The 25176-nt window shown below is 67.7% G+C and carries 30 protein-coding genes and 1 tRNA gene; 14 read left to right on the top strand and 17 right to left on the bottom strand.

From position 1 onward, the window contains the following. Positions 1–66: 66 nt before the first annotated feature. The 3 genes from thiE (at position 67) to A6E15_RS15670 (ending at position 1920) form a co-directional block, all read left to right on the top strand. Positions 67–732, top strand: a complete 666-nt coding sequence (thiE, locus tag A6E15_RS15680) for a thiamine phosphate synthase (RefSeq protein WP_076147566.1) — start codon at positions 67–69, stop codon at positions 730–732. Next, positions 729–1559 (top strand): hydroxyethylthiazole kinase, encoded by an 831-nt coding sequence (thiM, locus tag A6E15_RS15675; protein ID WP_076147564.1) that lies wholly within the window; start codon positions 729–731, stop codon positions 1557–1559. Before thiE ends, thiM begins: the two co-directional genes overlap by 4 nt. A gap of 88 nt (positions 1560–1647) precedes the next feature. After that, positions 1648–1920, top strand: a complete 273-nt coding sequence (locus tag A6E15_RS15670; RefSeq protein WP_076147562.1) for a DUF7553 family protein — start codon at positions 1648–1650, stop codon at positions 1918–1920. Positions 1921–2191: 271 nt separating this feature from the next. Here A6E15_RS15670 and A6E15_RS15665 read toward each other — a convergent pair whose 3' ends face one another. Further along, the gene (locus A6E15_RS15665; RefSeq protein WP_076147561.1) at positions 2192–2824 is read right to left on the bottom strand and encodes a rubrerythrin family protein; all 633 of its coding nucleotides are present in this window, start codon (positions 2822–2824) and stop codon (positions 2192–2194) included. Between the two features lie 170 nt (positions 2825–2994). Continuing rightward, entirely contained in the window at positions 2995–3852 is an 858-nt protein-coding gene (locus tag A6E15_RS15660; RefSeq protein ID WP_076147559.1) for a sulfurtransferase, read from the bottom strand. A gap of 279 nt (positions 3853–4131) precedes the next feature. Between A6E15_RS15660 and A6E15_RS15655 the strand changes: the two genes are divergently transcribed. After that, a complete protein-coding gene (locus A6E15_RS15655; RefSeq protein WP_076147557.1) occupies positions 4132–4935 on the top strand; it encodes a sulfurtransferase in 804 nt (267 codons plus the stop codon). Between the two features lie 28 nt (positions 4936–4963). Here A6E15_RS15655 and A6E15_RS15650 read toward each other — a convergent pair whose 3' ends face one another. From A6E15_RS15650 to A6E15_RS15630, 5 genes are all read right to left on the bottom strand, one after another. Next, positions 4964–5302 (bottom strand): HalOD1 output domain-containing protein, encoded by a 339-nt coding sequence (locus A6E15_RS15650; protein WP_076147556.1) that lies wholly within the window; start codon positions 5300–5302, stop codon positions 4964–4966. 52 nt (positions 5303–5354) lie between these two features. Beyond that, complete coding sequence (locus tag A6E15_RS15645) at positions 5355–6032, bottom strand: helix-turn-helix domain-containing protein (protein ID WP_076147554.1); 678 nt, start codon at positions 6030–6032, stop codon at positions 5355–5357. A 59-nt stretch (positions 6033–6091) separates the two neighbouring features. Continuing rightward, a complete protein-coding gene (locus tag A6E15_RS15640) occupies positions 6092–7465 on the bottom strand; it encodes a dihydrolipoyl dehydrogenase (RefSeq protein ID WP_076147552.1) in 1374 nt (457 codons plus the stop codon). A gap of 93 nt (positions 7466–7558) precedes the next feature. Continuing rightward, positions 7559–8065, bottom strand: coding sequence for a hypothetical protein (locus tag A6E15_RS15635; RefSeq protein ID WP_076147551.1), 507 nt, complete (start codon positions 8063–8065; stop codon positions 7559–7561). Positions 8066–8141: 76 nt separating this feature from the next. Then, on the bottom strand, positions 8142–8363 hold the full coding sequence (locus A6E15_RS15630) for a type II toxin-antitoxin system HicB family antitoxin (RefSeq protein WP_076147549.1): 222 nt from the start codon (positions 8361–8363) through the stop codon (positions 8142–8144). A 137-nt stretch (positions 8364–8500) separates the two neighbouring features. On the opposite strand from A6E15_RS15630, the gene A6E15_RS15625 reads away from it, so the two are divergent. Beyond that, positions 8501–9895 carry a signal recognition particle protein Srp54 gene (locus A6E15_RS15625; protein ID WP_076147547.1) on the top strand — a complete coding sequence of 465 codons (1395 nt, stop codon included), beginning with the start codon at positions 8501–8503 and terminating at the stop codon, positions 9893–9895. Positions 9896–10026: 131 nt separating this feature from the next. Then, positions 10027–11034, top strand: a complete 1008-nt coding sequence (locus A6E15_RS15620; RefSeq protein WP_076147545.1) for a hypothetical protein — start codon at positions 10027–10029, stop codon at positions 11032–11034. Positions 11035–11088: 54 nt separating this feature from the next. Here A6E15_RS15620 and A6E15_RS15615 read toward each other — a convergent pair whose 3' ends face one another. Together A6E15_RS15615 and A6E15_RS15610 are read right to left on the bottom strand one after the other, a co-directional pair. Further along, positions 11089–11514, bottom strand: a complete 426-nt coding sequence (locus A6E15_RS15615; protein WP_076147543.1) for an RNA-binding domain-containing protein — start codon at positions 11512–11514, stop codon at positions 11089–11091. Further along, entirely contained in the window at positions 11511–12089 is a 579-nt protein-coding gene (locus A6E15_RS15610) for an AAA family ATPase (RefSeq protein WP_076147541.1), read from the bottom strand. The genes A6E15_RS15615 and A6E15_RS15610 overlap by 4 nt, the downstream gene beginning before the upstream one ends. A 133-nt stretch (positions 12090–12222) precedes the next feature. Here A6E15_RS15610 and A6E15_RS15605 point away from each other — a divergent pair. Continuing rightward, a tRNA-Arg gene (locus A6E15_RS15605) sits at positions 12223–12297 on the top strand. Between the two features lie 290 nt (positions 12298–12587). Here A6E15_RS15605 and A6E15_RS21910 read toward each other — a convergent pair. Beyond that, on the bottom strand, positions 12588–12953 hold the full coding sequence (locus A6E15_RS21910; RefSeq protein ID WP_394329272.1) for a hypothetical protein: 366 nt from the start codon (positions 12951–12953) through the stop codon (positions 12588–12590). Positions 12954–13194: 241 nt separating this feature from the next. Here A6E15_RS21910 and A6E15_RS15595 point away from each other — a divergent pair, with 241 nt between their 5' ends. From A6E15_RS15595 to A6E15_RS15585, 3 genes are read left to right on the top strand one after another with little or no spacing between them, the layout of a single operon-like run. Further along, on the top strand, positions 13195–13803 hold the full coding sequence (locus A6E15_RS15595; RefSeq protein ID WP_076147539.1) for an FAD-dependent oxidoreductase: 609 nt from the start codon (positions 13195–13197) through the stop codon (positions 13801–13803). 5 nt (positions 13804–13808) lie between these two features. Beyond that, positions 13809–14426 carry a VOC family protein gene (locus A6E15_RS15590; RefSeq protein ID WP_076148396.1) on the top strand — a complete coding sequence of 206 codons (618 nt, stop codon included), beginning with the start codon at positions 13809–13811 and terminating at the stop codon, positions 14424–14426. Then, a complete protein-coding gene (locus A6E15_RS15585; RefSeq protein WP_076147537.1) occupies positions 14426–15076 on the top strand; it encodes an alpha/beta hydrolase in 651 nt (216 codons plus the stop codon). Before A6E15_RS15590 ends, A6E15_RS15585 begins: the two co-directional genes overlap by 1 nt. Positions 15077–15107: 31 nt before the next feature. Here the strand turns inward: A6E15_RS15585 and A6E15_RS15580 are convergent, their stop codons facing one another. Both A6E15_RS15580 and A6E15_RS15575 read right to left on the bottom strand, forming a co-directional pair. After that, positions 15108–15527, bottom strand: a complete 420-nt coding sequence (locus A6E15_RS15580; RefSeq protein ID WP_076147535.1) for a universal stress protein — start codon at positions 15525–15527, stop codon at positions 15108–15110. A 207-nt stretch (positions 15528–15734) separates the two neighbouring features. Then, positions 15735–16829: an aminopeptidase gene (locus tag A6E15_RS15575; protein WP_076147534.1), complete on the bottom strand. Its 1095-nt coding sequence runs from the start codon at positions 16827–16829 to the stop codon at positions 15735–15737. A gap of 126 nt (positions 16830–16955) precedes the next feature. Here A6E15_RS15575 and A6E15_RS15570 point away from each other — a divergent pair, with 126 nt between their 5' ends. Continuing rightward, positions 16956–17972, top strand: a complete 1017-nt coding sequence (locus A6E15_RS15570; RefSeq protein WP_076147532.1) for a threonine aldolase family protein — start codon at positions 16956–16958, stop codon at positions 17970–17972. A gap of 21 nt (positions 17973–17993) precedes the next feature. On the opposite strand, the gene A6E15_RS21085 is transcribed toward A6E15_RS15570, so the two are convergent. Both A6E15_RS21085 and A6E15_RS15565 read right to left on the bottom strand, forming a co-directional pair. After that, complete coding sequence (locus A6E15_RS21085; RefSeq protein ID WP_175607277.1) at positions 17994–18140, bottom strand: DUF7859 family protein; 147 nt, start codon at positions 18138–18140, stop codon at positions 17994–17996. Between the two features lie 420 nt (positions 18141–18560). Beyond that, positions 18561–19076, bottom strand: a complete 516-nt coding sequence (locus A6E15_RS15565; RefSeq protein ID WP_076147531.1) for a metallophosphoesterase — start codon at positions 19074–19076, stop codon at positions 18561–18563. A 146-nt stretch (positions 19077–19222) separates the two neighbouring features. Between A6E15_RS15565 and A6E15_RS15560 the strand changes: the two genes are divergently transcribed. Next, positions 19223–20167 (top strand): cation diffusion facilitator family transporter, encoded by a 945-nt coding sequence (locus A6E15_RS15560; protein WP_076147529.1) that lies wholly within the window; start codon positions 19223–19225, stop codon positions 20165–20167. 7 nt (positions 20168–20174) lie between these two features. Here A6E15_RS15560 and A6E15_RS15555 read toward each other — a convergent pair whose 3' ends face one another. Next, positions 20175–20585 (bottom strand): hypothetical protein, encoded by a 411-nt coding sequence (locus A6E15_RS15555; protein WP_076147528.1) that lies wholly within the window; start codon positions 20583–20585, stop codon positions 20175–20177. A 152-nt stretch (positions 20586–20737) separates the two neighbouring features. Here A6E15_RS15555 and A6E15_RS15550 point away from each other — a divergent pair, with 152 nt between their 5' ends. After that, the gene (locus tag A6E15_RS15550; RefSeq protein WP_076147526.1) at positions 20738–22906 is read left to right on the top strand and encodes an ATP-dependent DNA helicase; all 2169 of its coding nucleotides are present in this window, start codon (positions 20738–20740) and stop codon (positions 22904–22906) included. A 4-nt stretch (positions 22907–22910) separates the two neighbouring features. On the opposite strand, the gene A6E15_RS15545 is transcribed toward A6E15_RS15550, so the two are convergent. Both A6E15_RS15545 and A6E15_RS15540 read right to left on the bottom strand, forming a co-directional pair. Continuing rightward, positions 22911–23411 (bottom strand): 2'-5' RNA ligase family protein, encoded by a 501-nt coding sequence (locus tag A6E15_RS15545; RefSeq protein ID WP_076147524.1) that lies wholly within the window; start codon positions 23409–23411, stop codon positions 22911–22913. 46 nt (positions 23412–23457) lie between these two features. Next, positions 23458–23643 (bottom strand): DUF7554 family protein, encoded by a 186-nt coding sequence (locus A6E15_RS15540; RefSeq protein ID WP_076147523.1) that lies wholly within the window; start codon positions 23641–23643, stop codon positions 23458–23460. 84 nt (positions 23644–23727) lie between these two features. Here A6E15_RS15540 and A6E15_RS15535 point away from each other — a divergent pair, with 84 nt between their 5' ends. Continuing rightward, positions 23728–24843, top strand: coding sequence for a helix-turn-helix transcriptional regulator (locus A6E15_RS15535; protein WP_076147521.1), 1116 nt, complete (start codon positions 23728–23730; stop codon positions 24841–24843). The last annotated feature ends 333 nt before the right edge of the window (positions 24844–25176 follow it).

Below are 25176 nucleotides of genomic sequence, written 5' to 3'. Positions count from 1 at the left end.
CGCGATGGTCGGTCGCGACCGGGTCCGACCGACACTGCTTAGTGGCACTACCGACTGGTACCGCCCGTGAATCCCTCGAACTGGCGGACCTACCTCGTCACGCAGGCGTCGATCTCCGACGGCCGGTCGACGCCCGAGATCGTCCGTGCGGCCATCGACGGCGGCGTCGACGCCGTCCAGCTGCGCGAGAAGGACGCGAGCGCCCGCTCGCGGTACGAACTGGGCCTCGAGTTGCGCGAGCTGACGGCCGACGCGGGCGTCGACCTGCTCGTCAACGACCGGGTCGACATCGCCGAGGCGATCGACGCCGACGGCGTCCACGTCGGCCAGTCCGACCTGTCGGTCGGGGTCGCCCGCGACCTGTTCGGGCCGGACGCGATCGTCGGCTGTTCGACGTCGACGGTCGCCGAGGCCCGCGAGGCCGAACGCGAGGGCGCGGACTACCTCGGCGTCGGGGCGGTCTACGGCACCTCCTCGAAGGACGTCGAGGACGGGAAAGACGGGATCGGCCCGGAACGGATCGCCGAGATCGTCGACGCCGTCTCGATCCCTGTCGTTGGGATCGGCGGCATCACGGCCGACAACGCCGGTCCGGTGGTCGAGGCGGGCGCGGCCGGCGTGGCCGTCATCAGCGAGATCGCGACGGCCGCCGCCCCGGCGGCGGCGACCGAGGCGCTTGCCGAGGCCGTCGAAACCTCGAAGGGAGTCGCCGACGGAGGTCGAGGCGAATGAGCGTTACCGACATCGCCGCGGCCGACCTCGCCGACTCGGTTCGGACCGTTCGGGAGACGGAGCCGCTCGTCCAGCACGTGACCAACACGGTGACGATCAACGACGTGGCGAACCTGACGCTGCACTGGGGCGGACTGCCGGTGATGGCCGACTCCTTCGGCGACGCCGGCGAGATGACCGCGGCCGCGCGCGCCCTCGTCATCAACATCGGGCAGATCCCCGACGACCGCGTCGAGGCCATGCACGAGGCCGGTCGGAAGGCCAACGAGCGCGACGTGCCGGTCGTCCTCGACCCCGTCGGCCTCGGCTCGACCCCCTCTCGCGAGGCGGTCACCGAGAGCCTCCTCGAGGCGGTCGAGTTCGCCGCGATCAAGGGCAACTACGGCGAGATCAGCGCCCTGGCCGGGGTCGAAGCGAACGTCGAGGGCGTCGAGTCCGTCGGCGACTACGAGGCGATCGAGGAGACCGCCCAGTCGGTCGCCGACTCGACCGGCGCGGTCGTCGTCGCCTCGGGCGTCGAGGACGTCGTCGCCGACGCCGACGGCGCGGTCCGCCTGTCGGCCGGCCACGAGATGCTCGGCGACGTCGTCGGCACCGGTTGCATGCTCGGCGCGACCGTCGGCACCTTCGCCGGCGCGCTCGAGGACACCCGCGAGGCCGCCGTCCACGGCACGCTCGCGTTCGGTCTCGCCGGCGAGCGCGCGGCCGCGATGGACTACGCCGGTCCGGGCAGTTACCGAACGAACTTCCAGGACGCCGTCTCCGGCGTGACCGGCGACGACCTCGAGTCGTCCGAACTCACAGACCGGATCGAACCGGCGCTGTAAAGCGACGCGAACGCGTCGGCTCGACCGGTATTCCCGGTTTCCGGAACGTACTGAAACGATTTTAGTCCCGCCGGGCGAACCCGTTCGCATGGCTCGAGACGAACTCGAGAACGCGGCCGACTCGATCGAGGCGGCGGCAGCGGCCGCGTCGGACGACGAGGCACGGGACCGACTCGAGAATCAGGCGTCGACGTTCGAAGCGTACGCGGGGGCCGACCGCGGGCCGGACCACGGCCAGCTCGCTCGCCACGAACACATTTTAAACGACATCGCCGACGAGGAAGGCGGCGACGTCGCGTCGAAGCTCGCGGACGCGCTCGAGTCGATCAGCGCGTTCCGCGAGACGGTCGAGGGCGTGTAGCGGTTCGGGGATCGGTTTTCTTCGGCGATCGACCGAACGGCCGCTGGCCGACTTGGTATCGTGACCGGACTGCCTTTTACGGATCCGTATACCGGGACGTATCCTGCTACCGTGTCAACAGGGAGTGGCCACGCCCTCCCCAACCGATTCGCTCGGTCACTCCGTTCCCTCGCTCATCCCTCGCACGGCATTATCGGCCGCCCTCACTCGTCGTTCGGCCGGCCGACAGCGTGCGCCACCGCACGGCGGTTGGACGATCTGTAAGAACTCGCTAACAGACCGGCTTCGGGTTCGCGCCCATCCCCTCGAGCGTCTCGACGTACTCGTCGTAGGCGGCCTGGATCGCGCCGCTTGCGGCCTCCTCGGCGCGCTCCCAGTCGTCGTCGGCCTCGCAGACCTCGCCGAGGAGGTCCGTCGCGCGCTCGAGTTGGTCGTCCAGATCCTCGCCGAAGCCGCGGAACAGGCTGGCGGTCTGGGGGTCGGCGTCGCCGACGAAGTAGCCGACGACCTGGTCCTTCGAGCGCTGGCTCGCGAGGATGCGGCCGACGAGCGCGCCGACGCGTTCGACGGTGTCCTCGCGGTCGCGCAGGTACGCGTGGAGCTGTGGGGTCTCGGTCGGTTCGTACTCGCCGTCGAGTTTCCCGTCGACGGTCTCGTAGTGGTCCTGCTCTTCCTCGGCCGTCTGCTCGAAGGCCGCTCGCGCCTCGTCGTCGGCCTCGTCGTCGGCCCACTCGAGGAAGGTTTGCCAGGCCGCGTACTCGGCGTCCGCCGTCGCCTCGAGGACGGGTTCGGTGTCGATCTCGCCGCCGGTGTCGGCGTACAGCGACTTCGAGGAGCCGAGTCGCGAGAGCGCGGTCTGGTTGTCGTCGCTGACGGTTTCGACGAATTCGTCCGGATCGGTCATAGCGCGGAGTTCGGGAGGCCGGGAGTTAGGTTTGTCGTCACTGGCCAACGGCCGGGCCGCGCAAGCGAGTCGCTGACCGGGGACGGTGGTCGGTAAAACGAGAGCGGTGACCGACCGTCTCGGATAGTTGCGGGTACGCCCGCTCGCGATCGACGCCTCGAGCGGGTCGCTTACTCGCCCGTCTCGATCGGCGCGTTGACGAGGTTGCCCCACTCGGTCCAGGAACCGTCGTAGTTGACGGTGTCCTCGTAGCCCAGCAGTTCGTGCAGGGCGAACCAGGCGACCGAGGAGCGCTCGCCGATGCGGCAGTAGGCGACGGTCGTCTCGTCGCCGTCGATGTCCTCCTCGGCGTAGAGGTCCTCGAGTTCGTCGGGGGCTTTGAAAGTGCCGTCGTCGTTGGTCACGGCGGCCCACGAGATGTTCTTCGCGCCGGGGATGTGGCCGCCGCGCTGGGCGGTCTCCTGGAGTCCCGGGGGTGCGAGGACCTCGCCGGAGTACTCCTCGGGCGAGCGAACGTCGACGAGCGGAACGCCGCGCTCGATGGCCTTCTCGACGTCGTCGCGGTAGGCGCGGATGCTCTCGCGCGGGCCGGCGGCGTCGTACTCGGTCTCGGAGAAGTCGGGCTCCTCGTCGGTGGTCGGGTAGTCGTTCTCGAGCCAGTACTCGCGGCCGCCGTCGAGGAGTTTCGCGTCGTCGTGGCCGTAGTACTTGAACTGCCAGTAGGCGTAGGCGGCGAACCAGTTGGAGTTGTCGCCGTAGAGGACGACGGTGTCGTCCTCGCCGATGCCGTGACTACCGAGCAGGTCCTCGAAGTCCTCCTTCTCGAGGATGTCCCGCTGGGTCTGGTCCTGGAGCTGGGTCTCCCAGTTGAACCCGATCGCGCCGGGCGCGTGTTCTTCCTCGTAGGCTTCCGTGTCGACGTCGACCTCGACGAGTCGGAGGTCGGAGTCGTCGTCCTGGAACTGGTCGAGTCGGTCCTCGACCCAGTCAGCCGAAACGAGTACGTCTTTGGCGTAGTCGTCTGCCATACGCGTTCGTACGACGGCGACACACAAAGGGACTTCTTAACCGGTCAATTCGGACACCGGTCGACCGTGGGGGAAAATTTTGCCGCGTCTTTCCGACGCGATTCGGCTCGCGCTCCCGAAGCGCGACGCGTTCGGCGCTCAGACGCCGCTCTCGACGGATACCCGTCTTTATAGGCCACCGCCCTCCCAAAACAGGGGCAAGAGTTGCCACTGTCCCGGTATCCGCCGCTCGCGACGAAATCGGTGCGTACTCGGGGCTGGGTTTCCTACGCCGGTTCGATGGACGAATCCGTCGTCGTCTCCCCCGACTGGCTCGCATCGCGTCTCGACGACCCCGCCGTGTGCATCGTCGACGTCAGGGACGCCTGGGAGTTCGACGGGATCGGACACGTTCCGGGCGCGGTCAGTATCCCGTTCGACAGCTACCGCGACGAGAGCGACGTCGACCGCGGGACCCTGCCCGGGGCCGATGCCTTCGCGACCCTGCTCGGCGACGCCGGGATCTCGCCCGACGACACGATCGTCGCCTACGACGACACCCACGGCGTCTTCGCGGCCCGGTTCGTCCTCACCGCCATCGAGTACGGCCACGACGACGTCCGGCTGTTGGACGGCGACTACAGCGCCTGGAATCAGGAACACGAGACGACGAGCGAGACGCCGGAGACCGAACCGGTCGACTACGAGGCCGACCCGCTCGAGCCCGACGAGAGCCCGCTGGTCGGCTACGACGCCGTCGAGGCGGCCCTCGAGCGCGACGCCGTCCTCGTCGACACCCGCGAGCGCGAGGAGTTCGAGGAGACCCGCCTGCCGGGTGCCGTGCGGTTCGACTGGCGCGGCGTCATCGACGACGAGACGCGCCGGCTGAAGCCCGAGGCCGAACTCGAGGCACTGCTCGCCGACCGCGGGATCACCCCGGACCGCGAGATCGTCCTCTACTGTAACACCGCACGGCGGATCAGCCACACCTACGTCGTCCTCAAAGCACTGGGCTACGAGGACGTCGCGTTCTACGAAGGAAGCCTCTCCGAGTGGCTGGCCAACGACGGCGAGACCGAAAGCGGACCGGCGTCTGCCGAGTGATCGATCGGTCTCGCCGCCGCTGTCTCCGTTACTCGGCCCGTTCGCCGGCCGCTCGCTCGAGTCGCTCGAGACCGATCCGCCGGTCTCCGGTGACCGTGACCTCGTACCCGTGGTAGGTGAACGTCACTCGGTCGGGCGTTCCGGCCGTCCCGGAACCGTCACCGAACAGGTCGTCGAGCGCTTCCGGGTCGACGGCGGCGTACAGCGGCTCGAGTACTGCCGTCCCTCGGGCGGTGTCGGCGGTCGGAACCGCGTCGGCGTCAGAGACGGCAGCGATCGCCGTCACGACCCCCGAACTGACCGATTCGCCGTCCGCAAGCTCGTACACCGTGGTCGTTTCCCCCCGTCGCTGGTCGCTCCGTTCCATCACGTGGGGATACTCCGGGCGGACTGGTGAGTCACCGTCTTACGTATGTCGCCTATTTATACGGCTGGTCGCTGCTCCGCGGGTCCCCGACGATCGTTCCCTCGATGAGGTTCCGATACCCCCGCCTGAGCCGGGACGAGAACGCCTGTCTCGAGATTCCGAGTTCGTCGGCGAGGGTCGCCTGATCGGTCTCGCGCGCGTCGCTGTAGTACCCCCGGTTGTAGGCCAGCAACAGCGCCTCGCGCTGGTCCGGCGTGAGGCCGTACTCAGCCCCGGCGGTCATCTCCGAGAGTCGATTGAGCCGCGTGAGCGTCACCTCGATGTCGTGGTCAGTACAGTACTGCTGGAACGCCGAGAACCGATCGACCGACCCCGCGCGGAGTTCGAACACCCAGCCCGTTCTGGTCCCGGTCGCCGAGACGACCGTGACGCCGGTCTCCGCGATCGCCCGCATGATCCCCATGTACTCCGGCTTCCACTCGGCGCGGTAGAGTCCCCGATCACCCAGATCCTCCATGAGAACCGCCGACCGCAGTTCGGGGAGTCCGTCGAAGAGTCGGCGAATCGCCGCTAATTCCTCGTCGGGGTCTTGGACCCAAAAGTAGGGCATGACCGTGTCGCCGCTGGGAACGACGCGGTCGAGGTCCAGCGCCACCTCGGGCCGTTCCTCGAAGACCCGTCCGAGGGGAAAGTCGGCTGGCGCGAGGGTGAACTCCGCGATCGAAGTCATAGCGACGGTTGGCGCTCCCTGCTGTTAAGCCTCACTGCGGCTCGCCCCGCGAGCGGCGCTCATCCGTCGCCGACGTCCCGCCAGTCCGGGGCCGTGGAGTACGCCCGAGCGGACAGTTCGTCGAACGCCGCGTAGACGACCTCGTGGAGCAGCGTCGCTGCCTGCGGGCCGACGATGTGACAGCCCAGGATCTCGCCGTCCGGCCCCGCGAGGGCCTTGACGAACCCGTCGCCGGCCTCGAGGATCATCCCCAGCGGCGCGACGTCGTAGGACACCGTCGCGACCTCGTACTCCCGGCCGGCGTCCGCGAGGTCGGCCTCCGTTCGCCCCACGCTGGCGACCCGCGGTTCGGTGAAGATCGCGTGGGGCATCGCCCCGTAGTCGACCGTCCGGTCCGCGTCGTCGAGGACGTTCCACGTGACGACTCGCGCCTCGTAATCGGCCGCGTGCTTGTACGGCTGTCGGCCGATGACGTCGCCCAGCGCCCAGACGCCGTCGACGCCGGTCTCGAGTCGGCCGTCGGTCTCGACGTACCCCTCGTCGTCGGTCTCGACGGCGGTTTCCTCGAGGGCGAGCGTATCGGTGTTGGGTCGGCGACCGGTCGCGAGCAGGAGATCGTCGGCGGCGAGTTCGACCGCCGCCTCGGCGGTACCGTCGTCGCTCGGCTCCGCGGTAACGACGATTCCCTCCCCGTCTCGCCTCTCGTCCGCTGGCTCCACTTCGGCCGCCTCGTAGCCGGTGTAGACGTCGCAGTGGTCCTCGAGCGAGTCGGTCACGGCCGCGCTGACGTCGTCGTCCTCGCGGGGCACCAGCCGCTCGCTGCGACCGACGATCGAGACGGCCGTCCCCAGCGCGCCGAAGAAGTAGCCCAGTTCGGCCCCGATGTAGCCGCCGCCGACGATCACGAGTTCGTCGGGCCGGTCATCGAGAAACAGCGCGTCGTCGCTGGTGCGGAACGCGACGTCCTCGAGGCCGTCGATCGGGGGGACCATCGGTCGGCCGCCGACGGCGATGACGATCGTTTCACCGGTGATTTCTTCGATCCCGCCTCCGTCGGTGGGTTCGACCGCTACCGTCCGGTCGTCGACGAACCGGCCCTCGCCACGGTAGAGCGTGACGTTCGCCGCGTCCCGCATGCTCGCCTCCTGACCGTCGGCCTTCGCGAAGACCGTCTCGTGAATCGCGTCCGTGATCCCGTCGTAGTCGACGCCGTTCAACTGCGCGTCGACGCCGAACGCCTCGGCCCCGCGGACCGCCTCGATCACGTCGGCGCGGTGGATGAGCGCCTTCGAGGGAACGCACCCGCGGGTGATACACGCGCCGCCCAGCGGGCCGGGCTCGACGACCGCGGCCTCGAGCCCCCGCTCGGCCGCCGCGGTTGCGACTTGACTGCCCGAGCCGCCGCCGAGCACGACGATATCGTACGTTTCCATGTCCCCGTCGACCACGGACGCACGCCTAAAACGAGCGCCTGCGATGCGCGAGCGCCGTCGGTCCGCCCGGCATCGGTGCCGGCGACGGGCGCGTTACCCGTTTCGTCGGCCGACGATGGTCACGGGCGCGGTGCCGGCGTATCCGTGGTCCCCCTCGTCGCTGCGCTCCCACTCGAGCCGTCCCGTCGATTCGTCGCCGTCGAACCCCGTCTCGTCGGTCCGGAAGAGCAGGAGACGGTCATCCCGATCGTCGCCGGTCACGTCAGCGACCGCATCGTGGACCGGCCGCGCACCGCCGCCGTCGTCGACGACGTCGGGCGCGCCGAACCGGTACCGAACGGCCTCGCTCGTCGGATCGAATTCGTCGGTCTGCAGGACGGCGACGGGGATCATCCCGCAGCTGTCGGGGTTGATCGGTGCCGTCTCGCTGCCCGGCCTGATCTCGATCTCGAGCTCCGACGGGAAGTGCGCGGCCGCCTGGCCGCCGAGCGTTGCGATTCCGAGACCCGTGGTCGTCAGCGCCGCACCCGCTCGAAGGACGCGTCGGCGAGCGGTCGAGGGAGCGGTTCGTTCCGTCGACGTCTGTCGTGAATCGTTCATACGACACGCTTTCGTTCGCCTCACGGATGGATAATTACTCTGGTTCGGTAGTAGAAAATACGTTCAGGGGACCGTCTTACAGCCAGTCGTCGCCCGTCTCGTCCGACGACGCCTCCCGGTGGGACTCGACCGCCGCTGCGAGGTTCGCCAGCGCCTCCTCGGGGGTCTGGCCCTGGCTCGAGACGCCGGTCACCTCGTCATCGGCGATGTGGAGCCCGTGCTCGTTCTTTCGCATCGTCACGTCCGCGTCCTCGAGGGCCTCGTACTCCGAGGGGTCGATGTCCGCGTCGGAACTCATGGGTAAGCGTTGGTGCGGTCGGCTGAAATACGCATCGACGCCGCTCGAGCACCGCAGTGTCGCCGGTCGGTGTCGCGGAGATGGTCGCGTCGGCTGTAGAAAAAGCCTTTAACGCTATCGCCTCGTACACCCAGCAAATGGTACTCGACGATCTCGGGAGTTCTCTGCGGGGCACCCTCGACAAGCTCCGCGGGAAGTCGCGACTCAGCGAGGAAGACATCGAGGAGATCGTCAAGGAGATCCAGCGCTCGCTGCTCTCCGCCGACGTCGACGTCTCGCTCGTGATGGAGCTGTCGGACAACATCAAGGAACGCGCCTTGGAGGAGGAACCGCCCGCCGGCACCCCCGCGCGGGACTTCGTCCTCCGGATCGTCTACGAGGAACTGGTCGATCTCATCGGCGACTCGACCGAGCTGCCCCTCGAGGAACAGACGATCCTCCTGGCGGGGCTGCAGGGCTCCGGTAAAACGACGTCCGCGGCGAAGATGGCCTGGTGGTTCTCGACGAAGGGCCTGCGACCCGCCGTGATCCAGACCGACACTTTCCGGCCCGGCGCGTACGACCAGGCCGAGGAGATGGCCGAGCGCGCGGAGGTCGAGTTCTACGGCGATCCCGACAGCGAGGACCCCGTCGAGATCGCCCGCGAGGGCCTCGAGGAGACGAGCGAGGTCGACGTTCACATCGTGGACACGGCCGGTCGTCACGCCCTGGAAGACGATCTGATCGACGAGATCGAGCAGATCGAGGGCGTCGTCGAGCCCGACACCTCCCTGCTCGTGTTAGACGCCGCGATCGGACAGGGCGCGAAAGAGCAGGCCCAGCAGTTCGACGAGTCGATCGGTATCGACGGCGTCGTCATCACGAAACTGGACGGGACCGCGAAGGGTGGCGGCGCGTTGACCGCCGTCGACCAGACCGACTCCTCGATCGCCTTCCTCGGGACCGGCGAGGAGGTCCAGGACATCGAACGCTTCGAGCCCGACGGCTTCATCTCGCGGCTGCTCGGGATGGGCGACCTCTCCCAGCTGGCCGAGCGCGTCGAGCGCGCGATGGAGCAGACCGAGATGGAGGAAGACGACTGGGACCCCGAGGACATGCTCCAGGGCCAGTTCACCTTAAACGACATGCAAAAGCAGATGGAGGCGATGAACAACATGGGCCCCCTCGATCAGGTCATGGACATGATCCCCGGACTCGGCGGCGGGATCAAGGACCAGCTCCCCGACGACGCGATGGACGTCACTCAGGAGCGGATGCGCACCTTCAGCGTGATCATGGACTCGATGACCGACGCCGAAAAGGAGTATCCGAAGGCCATCGGCGCGAGCCAGATCCAGCGCATCGCCCGCGGCTCGGGCACCAGCGAGGAGGAGGTCCGGGAACTGCTCCAGCAGTACAAGATGATGGAACGCACCATCAAGCAGTTCCAGGGCATGGGCTCGGAGAAGGAGATGCAGCGCATGATGCAACAGATGCAACAGGGCGGCGGTGGCGGTGGCGGCGGGATGGGCGGCATGGGGCCGTTCGGATAACGCCGTCGACCGCCGGCTCGCTCGCCGCTCGATTCGCCGCCGCAATACGGTTCGAATCCGAACGTTACGGGTCCAGTGACACTCTCACTGCCACTACGTTAATGCTCTTCTAGACGAACCCTCGAGTAGGAATGAATCGTCGGCAGTATCTCGCTCGGACCGGCGCGGCCGGTGCGACCCTCGGAACCGTGACGGCGCTGGCCGGCTGTCTCGACGCCATCGAGGGATCGTCGGACGAGTCCGATATCGAGGCCGAAGACCGGACCGGGCAGCGCGCGCTCGATCGGGCCGCCGGGAACCTGAACAGGGCGGCACAGCAACTGGACGAAGTCGAGGGGCTCGAGGACCCCGAAACCGTCGAGTTCGACGCGGCGGAAGCGCGGGAGTACCTCTCGAACGCGCGGGAGTACCTCGAGACCGCCGCGTCCGAACTGGGCGACGATCGGTCAGCCGACCTCGAGACGCTTCGCTCGTACGCGGACGTCGTAGAGGGACTCGTCTCCGTGACGGTGACCGTCACGGACGACACGATCGAGGACGACATCGACGCGGTCACCGCGGCGATCGAAGACGACGGGGACATCGAGGGCGCGAACGAGACGGTCGACGATCGCCACCGGACGGTCGTTTCGGCCGCCGATCGACACGCGCAGGTTCGAGAGACCGTGCAGTCGATCGACGGCAAGCGGCTCGCCGCGCTCGCCGGCACCGAGATCGCCGATCTCGAGGACGGCGTGACGACCCTCGGAGACGTGGTGGCGTCGCTCGAGACGCTGGTCGGGTCCTACGATTCGATGCTCGATCTCGAGACGGGATACGGTGCGCTCGAGGACGGCCGGACCCACTTCGAGAACGAGGAGTTCGGCGCAGCACGCGAGTCCTTCGAAACCGCGGAAACGACGTTCGGTGACGCGCTCGAGCGGCTCGCGGACGGGACCGAGAACGCGCCGGACGGACTCGTCGAGTACTTCGAGACGGCGGTTTGTCGAAACGAGCATCTCACGGCGGCGTCGGGACACCTCGCCGACGCGGCAGCGGCCGCGGGAGCGGGCCGATACCGAACCGCGAGGGACGAGCGAGCGGAGGGCGAGGCGGCGCTCGACGATGTCGGCAACTGTACGAACTATAGTAGCTCTTGAAACGAGTTACACACCGATCACAACGCTGTCCTGCGATCGGGTGTGCATTGACTTTCAGGAGCTACTATAGGCGTCGACCGGACGGCCGTCCTCGGTCGGCGGCGCGACGTGATCGACGTACTCCTCGAGGCTCGGTTCCTCGACCCGGACGCGGACGCTGATCTCGCCGAGTTCGTCCGGTTTGCCCACGGAGAAGTTGACGTAGTCCTCGAAGGCCGCCTGCTTTTTCAGCGCGAAGCTGAAGGTGTCGCCCTCACGGTTGGCGAAGAACTCGCCGCGGGCGGTGTCGAGGATCTCCTGCTGGTGGAGCAGGTCCGAGAAGTGATCGAGCGAGTGGGCCTCGCCGCGCACTTCGCCGAACTCCTCCTCTAAGTTGGCGCTGGGGAAGATGTTGGCCACGGCGTCGACAACCCGGTCCGTGACTTCGGTGTCGTATATCGGTGCCGTGATCTCGACGTCGACGCGGTAGAGTTGGCTCATGGGTCGGCTTCGGCCTCGGCAGGTTTCCCGTCGTCGGTTCGGATCACCGACCGGATCCGTTCGTGAAAGGCCGCCAGCGAGTCGGTGTTCTCGACGACGACGTCGGCCCGATCCATCGCGTCGTCCATCCCGAAGCCGCGCTCGCGTTCGTCGCGGGCCGCGAGGCTCTCGCCGCCGTCGGCCTCGTCTGCGTCCCGGCCGCGCTCGTCGATCCGCTCGGCCCGGACCTCGAAGGGTGCCTCGATGCTGACCAGCGTGAACGCGTCGCCGAACGCCGCCTCGAAGACGTCGACCTCGGTCCCCGAGCGGATGCCGTCGACCAGCACCGTCTCGTGAGTCTCGAGGCGGTCCTCGATCATCGGCAGCGACCGCTCGGCGATGGCGGCCGGGCCGTTCTCCTCGCGCAGCGCCTGCGCGACGGTTCCGTGGTCTTTCGCGGGGTCGAGCCCGCGGTCGGCCGTCTCCTGGCGGACGACATCGCCCATCGTCACTACGGGAATCCCGTCCTCGCGTGCGACGGTGGCCGCCTCGCCCTTGCCGCTTCCGGGGAGTCCCACCGTTCCGATGACGTGCATCGACCCCACGTACCGGCGAGACGGGCATAAACGCTGTGTTCGTCGCTCGAGTCCGGCGAGCGCTCCCCGCAGGCGACCTCGCGTGACGGAAATCCCCACCGCTTATACCGTTTCGTCGTGGAATCGCACTCGAGGGCGCGTAGCTCAGTCCGGAAAGAGCGTCGGACTTCTAATCCGACGGTCGTGGGTTCAAATCCCATCGCGCCCGTGCAGCGAGGAACGTAGTGACGAGCGAACCGGCACGTGGGATTTGAACGAGAGAACGGCGAGCGTAGCGAGCCGTTCGCGTTGTTCAAATCCCATCGCGCCCGCCGTTTCCCCGTCAGGCGTGCGCTCGAGCGAAAACGAGTCTCCGGGTCCTACTCTGTCGGTCGTGTGCCATTTCTGATTGGTTCCGATACACTAATGTCGGCCACCAATATTATATATCGTGTCGGCAGCGTCGGCCGAATAGCATCTCAGGGGATACGGGGGACACGGATCATCGCCACACGACGATCACTCCCCACTGCCGACTGTGTACACCCTTTCGATACACGACGATAGCTCGCCAGCGACCGCCGTCGCTCGTGATGCGTGCTGTTGACCCGATCCAGGCCGAGCCCGCCGCCGCTCGAGGTCGGCCTCGAGCCGGCCGGCGGCCCGAAGTCGCAGGTGCTTTGCCTCCCGATCGATGAGCCGCCCGTCGGGCATGCGATCGGCCAGCGGGTCGTAGTCGGCGGGGGTGAACCCGAGCCCGCGCAGGTACCGGCGGACGCCCGCCCCCTCGAGGCCGTCGCGGATGGCGGCGTCGAACGCGGGGAGCCGGAGGGGCTCGTCGGCCGCGTTCGAATGGCCCTCGAGCGACCCGTCACTGGGCCACACTGGTCGGGGACGATCGGCCGCCGAGTTTCGTGCGGACCCGGGTCGGCCGGCCGTTACCCCGTCGTCTCCTGTCGAGACGTTGGCACGCCCGATCGATGCGAAGGGATTGAGCCTGCGACTGCAGGTCGTATGAGGTGGTACCGCCCCTCTCTGGCTTCGTCCGTCCCTACTGACATCGGTGTTACGTGGTGGCTCGCGGGTTGCTGCTGGGTTTATATGTCTGGTAACACAATGTGACTACATGAGCGACGAAGCGACCGTAGACGACGCGTCCGTGATCGTAGTCGGCGGCGGCCCCGCCGGACTGAGTGCAGCCCTCTTCACCGCGAAGAACGGCCTCGAGACGACGGTGTTCGACACCGACGAGACCTGGATGCACAAGGCCCACCTGTTCAACTACCTGGGAATCGGCTCGGTCGGCGGCAGCGAGTTCATGGCGACGGCCCGCCAGCAGGTCGAAGACTTCGGCGCCGACCGCCGGCAGGGCGAGGAAGTGACCGCCGTGAGCGAGGCCGGCGACGACTTCGTCGTCGAGACAGCTGCAGGCGAGTACGAGGCCGACTTCGTGGTCCTCGCGACCGGCGCGAACCGCGATATCGCCGAGGACCTCGGCGTCGACTTCGACGAGGACGGCACCGTCGACGTCGGCGTCGAGATGGAGACCAGCCTCGAGGGCGTCTACGCGACCGGCGCGATGGTTCGGGCCGAGGAGTGGCAGGCCGCCATCGCCGTCGGCGACGGCGCCGCCGCGGGACTGAACATCCTCTCGGCGGTCAAGGGTGAACACTACCACGACTTCGACGTCCCCGCCGACGCCGAGCGCCTCTTCGGCGAGGAACTCGCGGAGTGACTCTCGTGGCCAACGATTCACAGCGCCCGGTCACGTCCGAACTGCCCGATAGTCCCGTCCACACGACGGGGACCGACCACGTCACCATCTGGGGGAGCAACGAGCAGGAGACCGTCGAGTTCTACCAGGACGTCCTCGGGATGCCGCTGGTGCTTCGCCAGCCGAACCTCGACGACCCCTCCCAGACGCACCTGTTCTTCGATACGGGCGACGGGCGGATCCTGACCTTCTTCGTCAGCGACGACCGCCCCTCCGCCGACGGTCAGCGCGGCGGCGTCGGTGCCGTCCACCACCTCTGTTTCAGCGTCGATCCAGACGAGTACGAGGAGACGATGCAGGCCCTCGAAGACGCCGGCCACCAGTACAACGTCTTCGATCGGGGCATCTTCCACTCGATCTACACCACCGACAACAACGGCCTGGTGATCGAACTCTCGACGGACAAGTACGAGATCCCCGACGACCGCCGCGGCGACGTGCTGGCGAAGGCACAGCAACTCCGCGAGGACGACGGTGCCGACTACGCCAAGGACGAACACCTCCGCGGTGCGATCGAGGCGCTGGGCCTCGAGTTGATCGAACACGACCTGCCCGAGGCCAGTTCGGGCGTCGGTGGCCTGTAATGAGCGCCGACGGCGTCGACGGCCTCCATCAGGGCCAGCCGCTCGTGACCGGCGGCACCGACCTCGCCGACGCCGAGGCCGCCGTCGTCTTGACCCACGGCCGCGGGGCGACCGCGCAGGGCATGCTCCAGTTGGCCGACGAGGTCCGCCGCGAGGGCGTCGCCTTCCTCGCGCCGCAGGCGGCCGGCAAGACCTGGTATCCGAACTCGTTTCTGGTGCCGGTCGAGCGCAACGAGCCCGGCCGCAGCTCGGGCCTGCAGGCGATCCGCGACGCCATCGGCGAGGCCACCGACGCCGGCGTCCCCACCGAGCGGATCGTGCTGGTCGGCTTCTCGCAGGGTGGCTGTCTCGCCAGCGAGTACGTCGCGCGCAACCCGCGTCGCCACGGCGGACTGGCCGCCCTGAGCGGCGGCCTCATCGGCGAGGAACTGGACGACGAGTACCCCGGCGACCTCGAGGGAACCCCGGTTTTCCTCGGCTGTAGCGACGCCGACCCCCACATTCCCGAGGAGCGGGTTCACGATACGGCCGCCGTCCTCAAGTCGATGAACGCCGACGTGACCACACGCCTCTACGAGAGGATGGGCCACGGCGTCAACGAGGACGAACTCGAGGTCGTCGCCGGGATGGTCGCCGAACTGGTCGACTGAGCCGGCGGGCTCGAGCCCCGGTTCGGTCGCGTCAGCGGATGACGGTCACGGGGACCGGCGATCGGCGGACGATCTTTTCCGCGACGCTCCCGAGCAGGATGCGCGAGATTCCGTCCCGGCCGTGGCTGCCGATGACGACGTGATCGATCTCGTCGTTCTCGTCCGCGAACGAGACGATTTCGCGGGCGGGGTCGCCGACGGCGGTCTCGGACCGGAACTCCCTGTCGGGGTCGCCGATCAGTTCCGTGATCTCCCTCGGCAGTTCCTTGGAGACCTTCTCCTCGCGCTCCCGAAACATCTCCTGTGCGAGCTTGATCCCGGCCCCCGTCGACCCCTCCGCCGCTTCGACGACGCGCAGGAGGACGATCTCCTCGTCCGGATAGGTCGTAAACGCGTGTTCGACAGCGTCCTGTGCCGGCTCGGAACCGTCGTAGGCGACGAGTACTGCCATACTTGTGGTCTGTCTTTCAGGACTATAAACCCGGTCGGTCGTTCCCGCTCGAGACACGGCCGGACGCCGGGTCCGCACGGGGATTCCCGCGTGGCCGTCCGGAAGCCGGGGACTCGAGCGACCGGTCCCGGCGCTTCGAACGAACCGTTTTCGCTCGGGTCGCTCCGCGACCACTCGCGCAAAAACTTCGATGAAAAAAGCCGCTCGCTACTCCTCGAATTGGTCTTCGAACCGGAAGGTGCCGTTTCGCTGGACGACTTCACCGTCCACTTCGATGAACGAATCCTCGCTCATGTCGACGATCATGTCGACGTGGACCGCCGAATCGTTGGCCTCGTTGCCCTCGCCGACGGTGTCGTCGTAGGCCCGGCCGACGGCCATGTGGACCGTATCGCCCATCTTCTCGTCGAACAGCATGTTGTAGGTGAACTGGTCGATATCGCGGTTCATCCCGATACCCAGTTCGCCCAGCCGGCGCGCGCCGTCGTCGGTGTTCAGGACCTCGGTGAGGATCTCCTCGTTTTTCTCTGCCGAGTGGGAGACGACTTCGCCGCCCTCGAACTCGAGGTAGACGTCCGTGATCTCCCGGCCCTGGTGATAGAGCGGCATGTCGAACAGCACCTCGCCCTCGACGCTGTCGGGCTGTGGCGCGGTGAAGACCTCGCCGCCGGGCAGGTTGTGTTCGCCGTGGTCGTTCAGCGTCGGGTTGCCGTCGATCGACATCGTCACGTCCGTGGTATCGCCGCTGACGATCCGGACCTCCTCGGCGGGATCCATGATCTCGACCATGTTCGCCTGGTGGTCGCGCTGGGCGTCCCAGTCCTTGTTGACGGCGTCCCAGACGAAGTTCTCGTAGCCCTCGGTACTCATCTCGGCCAGCTGGGCGTTGGCGGGCGCGGGGAACTGCGTGAGACACCAGCGCTTGGAGAGTCGCTCCTCGAGGATGGGGCGGTGTGCCTGCTGGTGGGCCGCCTGCGTCTCGGGGGCGACGTCACTGGTCTGGGTGACGTTGTCCGTCGCGCGGATGGCGATGTAGACGTCGGTGTTCTCGAGGAGCGCGAGTTCGTGGTCGGGCGTCTCGAAGTCGCCATCGGACGATCGTAGATACGCACGCTGCTGTCGTTTTCCGGTTCGCTGGCTCGTCGTGACCGGGTTCGCACCCATCTCACCGATCACTTCGTGCAGCGCGACGACCAGGTCCTCGGCGACGGGATGGGCGTCGACGACGACGTTGTCGCCTTCCTCCAGATCGACCGAATGGTTGGCGATGATCTCGGCGTGTTCGCGAATGCGCGGGTCCATGTCTCGTCATTACCAGCGGGGGAAAAAAACGGTTCGTAATGGGGAACCCGTACCCCGCCCGTCCGTCGTTCGGGGTGATCAACCGCGAAGAGGACGTATTTTACCCTCCTCCCGGTATCGATAGCCATGCTCGACTTCCGAAGTGATACCGTTACGACCCCCGACGAGGCGATGCGCGAGGCCGCCGCCACCGCCGCGGTCGGCGACGACGTCTACGGCGAAGATCCGACGGTGAACGAACTCGAGGCCCGCGTCGCCGACCGGCTCGGCACCGAGGCGGCGCTGTACTTCCCGACCGGGACGATGGCGAACCAGGCCGCTGCCCACGTCCACACCGAGCCCGGGCAGGAGGTGATCGCCGACCGGAAGAGCCACGTCGTCAAATACGAACTCGGCGGACTGGCACAGCACTCCGGGCTCCAGCTCCGGACGCTCGACGCCGACCGCGGGGTTCCCTCGCCCTCGCGGGTCGACGCGGCGATCGTCGACGAGGACCTGCACCGCCCCGGCACCGGCCTGTGCTGTCTCGAGAACACGCACAACGCCCGCGGCGGGCTCGCGATCGAACCCGGGGCGATCGCCGCGGCGGCCACGGCCGCCCGCGAGCGCGGCGTGTCAGTCCATCTCGACGGCGCGCGGCTGTTCAACGCCGCGACGGCGCTCGACGTCCCCGTCGCCGAACTCGCGGCGCCGGTCGACTCCGTCATGGTCTCGCTCTCGAAGGGACTGGGCGCGCCCGTCGGCTCGATGCTCGCCGGCTGCGACGAGTTCGTCGAACGGGCCCGCCGGACGCGGAAACTGTTCGGCGGCGGGATGCGACAGGCCGGGATCGTCGCCGGGCCGGCCCTCGAGGCGCTCGAGAACGTCGCCGACCTCGAGCGGGATCACGAGAACGCGCGGCTGTTGGCCGAGGGGCTGGCCGGCCGTGAGGGGTTCGACGTTCGGGACCCGGAGACGAACATCGTCCTCGCGGACGTCTCGGGGACGGGCACGGACGCGTCGACCGTCGTCGAACGCCTCGGCGAGCGAGACGTGCTGGCGACGCCGTTCGGTCCGACGACGGTCCGGTTCTGTACGCACCGCGACCTCTCCCGCGGGGACACAGAGCGGGCGCTCGAGCGGATCGGCGGCGAGTTCGCCTGATCGCGGCCGCGCCGTCGCGGGTTAGCGCTCGCCGCGCATCCCGTCCCGGAACTCCAGGACGGTCCGTCGCAGGAGGAGATACGAGAAGAAGACCAGCGACAGGAGGATGACGACGACCGCGATGACGACGGGATCGTCGGAGACGAGACCGGTCAGGGTGTCCAGCATACGCGGGCGGTACACTGTCAGCGTGGTTAATCGTTTCGACCTCGGCCGGTCGCGTTCGTGCGGCCACGTCCCTAACTAAAATCCGAGTTTCAGCTTGCGCCGACTATAACGTGGGCCGGCGCGTAGCCCCGAATGCGCCTCGGTCGCCGGCCCGCCGCCCTCCACGCCCGTTCGGGCCGGCTCGAGATCGAGGCCAGCTTCCCCCGACATCCGTTCCGATCATCCCCGACCGCCCGCGGCCCGCTCCGTTCGACAGCCCGGCACCGCGGACGGTCGCTTCCCGCTACGCGGCCGGTCCCTCTGACGGCCGTTCCCGGTTCCGCCCCCGAATCCCCCTGACGCTCGCACGCCTCCCACTGGCCGGTTCGTTGCGTCCGCGCCCTTCATTGCCCGCGAGTTCTCACGCGACCGTGACGGCGCTCAGTCACCCGTGAGTCGAACCGACTCGAGGACCGTCCCGTCGGGCTCGCGGATCTCGCCCTCGAGTCCGCCGTCGGCGCGCTCCTCGAGGACGGCGAACCCGGGCCGGTTCCCCCGCGGATCGGCGTGGCTCCCCGGGTTCAGCAGGACGACGTCGTCGGTTTCGACGACCGTCGGCCGGTGGCTGTGTCCGAAGACGACGAGGTCGGCCCCTCGCGACCGGCCGAACATCGCGAGCCCCGTCTCGCCGCCGTCCCGTCGGTGGGTCACCGCGATCCGCACGCCGCCCGCCTCGACGACCCGCGCCGTCGGCAGTCGGTCCCGGACCCCCGCGCCGTCGGCGTTGCCGTGGACCGCGAACAGGCGGTTACACTCCTCGCGAAACGCCTCGAGCGCCGCGTTGCTGGTGAAATCGCCCGCGTGGACCACGACGTCCGCCTCGCGCGCGGCGGTCAGGGCCGCCCCCTCGAGTTCGTGGCCCGCGCTGCTGTGCGTGTCCGAAAAGATCGCGATCATGGGCGGCCTTCGACCGGCGGCGACAGGTGGCTTTCGGACGCGGCCGACGTGCGGGCCGGTCACGACTCGACTCGCGACCTCGAGCCCGCCGAACGCAGCTCTAGAACGCCTTACATTTTAGGAACGGCCCTTCGTAGTCTCCGTCGATGGCCAGTAGCACCTCCGTCGTCCTCGCCGCCCTGTTCGCGAACGGCGCGATCGCGGTTCTCAAGTTCGGCGGGTATCTGTTGACCGGGAGTCCGGCGATGCTGTCGGAGACGTATCACTCGATCTCGGACACGGGCAATCAGGTCTTCCTCCTCGTCGGGATCAAGTACGGCGCGCAGGAGGCGACCCGCGAACACCCGTTCGGCCACGGGAAGGCCCAGTTCTTCTACAGCCTGCTCGTCAGCGTCATGCTCTTCGGCATCGCCGGCTGGGAGAGCGCCCGTCACGGGCTCAGCGCGTTACGGGAGGGCGGCGTTCACCGCGCCGCCGACGACGTCACCCTGCTGGGCCAGACCTTCGATCCGGTCTACGTCAACTACGCCGTCTTGCTCGGGGCGATCGGCTTCGAGTCCTACGCGCTCTGGAAGGCCTATCAGGGGATCAGCCGACAGATGGACGAGTACGGCTGGACGACCCTCCGCGAGGCCTTCGAGAAGACCAGCGACGTGACGACGCTGACCGCGCTCACCGAGGACACCATCGCGCTGGCCGGCGCTGGGATCGCCCTCTTCGGCGTGTACCTCACCCGGACCACCGGGAACCCGATGTACGACGCCGGCTCAGCCCTCCTGATCGGACTCATGCTGATGGGCTTTGCCCTCGCGCTCGCCTGGCAGAACAAGCGACTCATCCTCGGTGAGAGCCTGCCCAAAGACGACGAGGACGAACTCCGGGCGATCGTCGCCGACTGGGACGGCGTCACCGAACTCGTCGACCTCCGGACCGTCTACTTCGGTGCCGAACAGCTGCTCGTCACCGCCGACGTCGCATTCGACCCCGACCTCGAGGCCGCGGCGATCACCGACCGGATCACCGAGATCGAACTCGCGCTGATGGACCACGACGACCAGATCGAGAAGGTCTACATCGAGATCGAAACGTAGCCCGCAGTTACTCGGTTCGTTCCTCGTCCGTATCGTCGTAGCCAGCCACGACCGTCGATCCCGGCGGCCGGTCGTTCAACACCGCCGTCACCGTCGTCTCCTCGAGATCGACCGTCGACTCGAGCGGTTCCCATCCGTCGTCCGTTTCGACGGCGTCCGCCACGTCGGTCGGACTCGCGCCGGCCGGCAGCTCGGCGGGGTCGTAGACGAGCGCGATTCGGACGGCCTCGATCGCCTTCAGGTCCTCGAGCGCCACGAGGTCGACGGGGTCGGCCAGCCCGTCGACCGGCGGTTCGGTCCCGCTCTTTCGGAGGCCGAACGCGTCGGGGACGACGCCGGCCACGAGGTCGACGCGGGCCCCCACCTGCTCGAGGGTGTATTCGGCGACGTTACTGGACTCGTATCCGGGAATTGCCATATCGGTGGCAGGGACTCGAACCATATGGCCCTGTAGCGCGCGTTCGCCGGCCGGGGGCCGGACGGCCATCGAGCGGTCGGCGAACCGGCGTTTAAACGACCGGACCGAATCGAGACGAATCCTTTTATCGGAGCGCGAACCTATCCACTCGTGTGTCCGAGACCGGGTATGTGCGCTTTTTCCCGTACGACCGGCCGTACGAGAACCAGCGCGAGGCGATGGACCGCATCCACAACGCCCTCCACCGGGGACAGGACGTCCTCTTCGAGGGAGCCTGCGGGACCGGCAAGACCCTCTCGTCGCTGGTCCCCGCCCTCGAGGTGGCCCGCGAGCAGGACAAGACGGTCGTCATCACGACCAACGTCCACCAGCAGATGCGCCAGTTCGTCGCCGAGGCCCGCGCGATCACCCGCGAGGAGTCGATCCGGGCGGTCGTCTTCAAGGGGAAAGGCTCGATGTGTCACATCGACGTGGGCTACGAGGAGTGCCAGACGCTCCGGGACAACACCCGCGCCGTCGTCGACGCCGAGCAGGACCGCGAGCGACTCGAGCGCCGCCAGCGCGAACTGCTCGCCGAGAGCCAGGACGGCGACGGCTCGGCGGCCGACGCCCGCTCGGCGGTGATGGACGAACTCGCGGACATCGAAGAGCGCCTCGAGGACCTCGAAGACCAGAACGTCTGTGACTACTACCGCAACAATCTGACCCAGGATACGGACGACTTCTTCGGCTGGCTCTTCGAGGACGTCCGCACGCCCGACGAGATCTACGAGTACGCCGAGCGACAGGAACTCTGCGGGTACGAACTCCTCAAGGAGGGGATCGAGGGCGTCGATCTGGTCGTCTGTAACTACCACCACCTGCTGGACTCGACCATTCGAGAACAGTTCTTCCGGTGGCTGGGTCGCGATCCCGAGGACGTGATCGCCGTCTTCGACGAGGCTCACAACGTCGAGGACGCCGCCCGCGAACACGCGACCCGGACCTGCTCCGAGCGGACGTTCGAGTCGGCGCTCGAGGAGTTGGCCGACAGCGACGACCCGCGGGCCGAGGACGCCGCGAACGTCCTCTCGGCCTTCCACCGCGCGCTCGTCGAGAGCTACGAGGAGTCGTTCGGCTTCGGCGACCGCGAGGCCGTCGGCGACGGCTGGACGGACGTCCCCATCGCCAACGACGACCGGAAGGACGACCTCACCCTCGAGTTCCTCCAGCGCTACTCGGGGCGGGGAATCGACGACGATCTGGAGGCCGCGATGAAGCTGGGCCGGGAGTTGGACGAGGAGTACGAGGAGGCCTACCGCGAGGGCGAGACGGCCACGCGGACGGAGTGTCAGACCTTACAGGCCGCGGCCTTCGTCAGCGCGTGGATGACCGAGGGCTCGAAGGAGGGGCTCTATCCGGTCGTCGCCGTCACCCGCGACGCCGGCACGGACGAAATCTACGGCCGCGTGGAGCTGTACTCCTGTCTGCCCCGGCAGGTGACCGGCCAGCTCTTCGACGAGATCCACGCGACCGTCCTGATGAGCGCGACGCTGCAGCCGTTCGAGGTCACCGAGGACGTGCTGGGTCTCGAGGACGCGGTGTCGATGGCCTACGGCCTCCAGTTCCCCGAGGAAAATCGCCGGACCTTCGCCGTCGAGACGCCGCCGCTTTTCTCCTCGGATCGCGACGACCCCGCGGTTCAGGCGGACGTGACCGAGACGATCCACGACGCCGTGCGGATGACGCCCGGTAACACGCTGGCCTTTTTCCCCAACTACGGCGAGGCGAGTCGGTACGCCGACCGACTCGTCGGTCGGACCGACCGGACGGTATACGTGGACGAGCCGGGCCAGTCCGCCGAAGACCTCCGCAAGCAGTTCGTCGCCGACGACGGGGCGGTGCTGTGTACCTCGCTGTGGGGCACCCTCGCGGAGGGGGTGAGCTTCGACGGCGACGACGCCCACACGGTGTTGGTCGTCGGCGTCCCCTACCCCCATCTCGACGACCGGGCCGAGGCGGTTCAGGAGGCCTACGACGCGGCCTTCGACGGCACCGACACGGGCTGGCGCTACGCCGTCGAGTTCCCGACGATCCGCAAGACCAGACAGGCGCTCGGTCGGGTCATCCGGTCGCCGGAGGAGATCGGAGTTCGCGCCCTCCTCGACCGGCGCTACTCGCGGCAGGCGAAGCCCGACCTGGGCAAGTACAGCGTCAACGGCATCTTTCCCCACGAGGAACGGGAGGAACTGATCGACATCGATCCGGCAAAACTCAAGTTCGCGATGCTCAACTTCTACGGCGGCCACGACGCCTACGACGGCGAGCCGCCGACGCCCTGACCCGTCAGGACGGCAGCGAGACGCTGCTGACCGGCAGCTTGTGGGTCCCGTCCCAGAACTCGAGTTCGCTCACCGTCCAGCGGACGGGCTCGATCTCCCGGTCGGCCAACCGCTGTGCAGTCTCGCGGTCGCCGCCGCGTGCGAGGGTCACGTGGGGGACGTAATCGCTGCCCTCGAGCCCCTCGACGGCGTCGAAGGTGTCGGTGAGGTCGGCGTGGATCCGCTCGAGGCCGGGGCTCTCGACGGCCAGGTAGACGACGGGCGCGGAGCCAAGCGGCGGGTCCGCGAAGTAGTCGACGCCGGTCACCGCGGCCTCGACGGCGGGCGAACCCTCGAGCGCGCGGTGGGCTCGGTGCTGGAGCTGTGCGACGTGGTCGGCCTCGCCGAGTCGCTTGAGCAGACAGGAGTGGTCCTCGCGGACGGTCTCGAACCCGATCAGGTCGGGGTGGAGCCGGTTCGCCAGTTGCCGGACGCGACCGGGGACGGGGACGTTGACGCTGTACACTTCGCCCGATATTGGGACGAGACGGCTATCAGTCTGGTGGTCTCTCTCAGAGCCGGTCGAGCAGCCAGAGGACGATCAGGGCGGCGATCGCCAGCGCGATCAGCGGCCCCAACAGACCGATGATGGTCCCGACGATCGCCTCGAGAACTTCGATGACGAGCAAAACGGCGAGCAGTCCGAGGACGATCTTCAGCAGCGTTTCGACCTCGAGTTCGCCGCGCGTGTCGAGCATACCGTTCGGTAGGTGTGACTGTCTCAAAAACGCACCGACGCGTTCGTCGGAAAACCTATCTGGAGGGCTATGGCATGTCCGATAATGGACTCGAGGGGGCTGCGAGCCCTGAGTATCGTGCTGGTGGTGGTCTGTTCGGTCGTCGTCGCCGCGGCTCCGGTCGGGACCGCGGCCGACCCGGGGAGCCGACCAGCGGCGCTGCAAGCGGAGGACGAACTGGCCCTCGAGGACGCCGATCGGATCGTCGTGGACGCTTTCATCGCGGAAAACGGCTCGGCGCTGGTCACCGTCGATTACCAGTTCCGCTACGGCGAGGACGACACCTCTGAGGCGGCGTGGGAACGGCTGCGGACGGACGTCGAGTCCGACACCGAGGTCTACGCCGACGCGGAGCGGACCAAGTGGAACGAGTCCGTCGCCGACGGGGCGAACGAGACCGAGCAGAACATGTCGCTGTCGAACCTCTCGGTCGCGACGGAAAACGAGACCGCACCGCAGGGGATCGGCCACGTCGAGGTTTCCTTCAGGTGGGAGTCGTTCGCGTCCGTCGAGATCAACCGGCTCACGGCGGGGCCCGCACTCTCCGGGTTCACGCTGGACGACGACACGCGACTGCAGTTCCGCTGGCCGGCGGGCTATTCCATCTACGAGAGTGACGGCAAGCCCCAGATCGATCCGTCGCCGAGCAATCGCACCGACGACATGGTCATCTGGCGGGGTAGCGAGGTCGACTTCTCCGCGGAGCAGCCGTGGGTCGTCCTGATCGAGGACGGCGGCTCGAACGCGACCGCGACGCCCTCGAACGAAGGGCCGCCAATGCCGTGGACGATCGTCGTTCTGGCGCTGGCCCTGCTCGCCGCCGTCGGCGTCGGCGGGTGGCTGCTCGGCCGCGAACGGATCGCCGGCAACGGGGGCGATCGTGAGGACGGCCGGCCGGCACAGCCCGACGGATCGGCCGGTCCGACACCGAACGCCGTCGACGGCCCGCCACCGGAACTGCTCAGCAACGAGGAACGCGTCCTCCGCCTGCTCGAGGAACGCGGCGGGCGGATCAAACAGCAGGCGGTGGTCTCGGAACTGGGTTGGACCGAAGCCAAGACGAGTCAGGTCGTCGGTGACCTGCGCGAGGCCGACGAGATCGAAGTCTTCCGGATCGGCCGGGAGAACGTGCTGGCCCTGTCAGCGGAGGACGAGGAGTAGCCGGCGCCACACCGACGGAGCCGTCGTTTGGCGTGGGACAGCCCGCGACCGCGGTCGTCGCCGAATCGAACTCGGAAAGGTTTTAATACTCTGATTCCCCATCTGCTCCCAATGAGCCACTCCGTCGGCACTGCGCTCACCGTTCTCGGTACCGACGGGACCGTCGCCCGGCGGCGACGACCTCGACGGGCCTTTTGAGCCCGTCTACTCTTCCACTCCACGTCTCCGCTTCGTTCCACCGATCCCAGAAATGCAGAATTTTCGGTTAGCAGAGGCTCTATCAATTATTTTCGAGGATAGAATCAACGGGCTTAAGACCGTCCGCTGGTGTCG

The sequence above is a fragment of the Natrinema saccharevitans genome (genome assembly GCF_001953745.1).
GTDB lineage: Archaea > Halobacteriota > Halobacteria > Halobacteriales > Natrialbaceae > Natrinema > Natrinema saccharevitans.
This window is presented reverse-complemented; position numbering and strand designations above follow the sequence as displayed.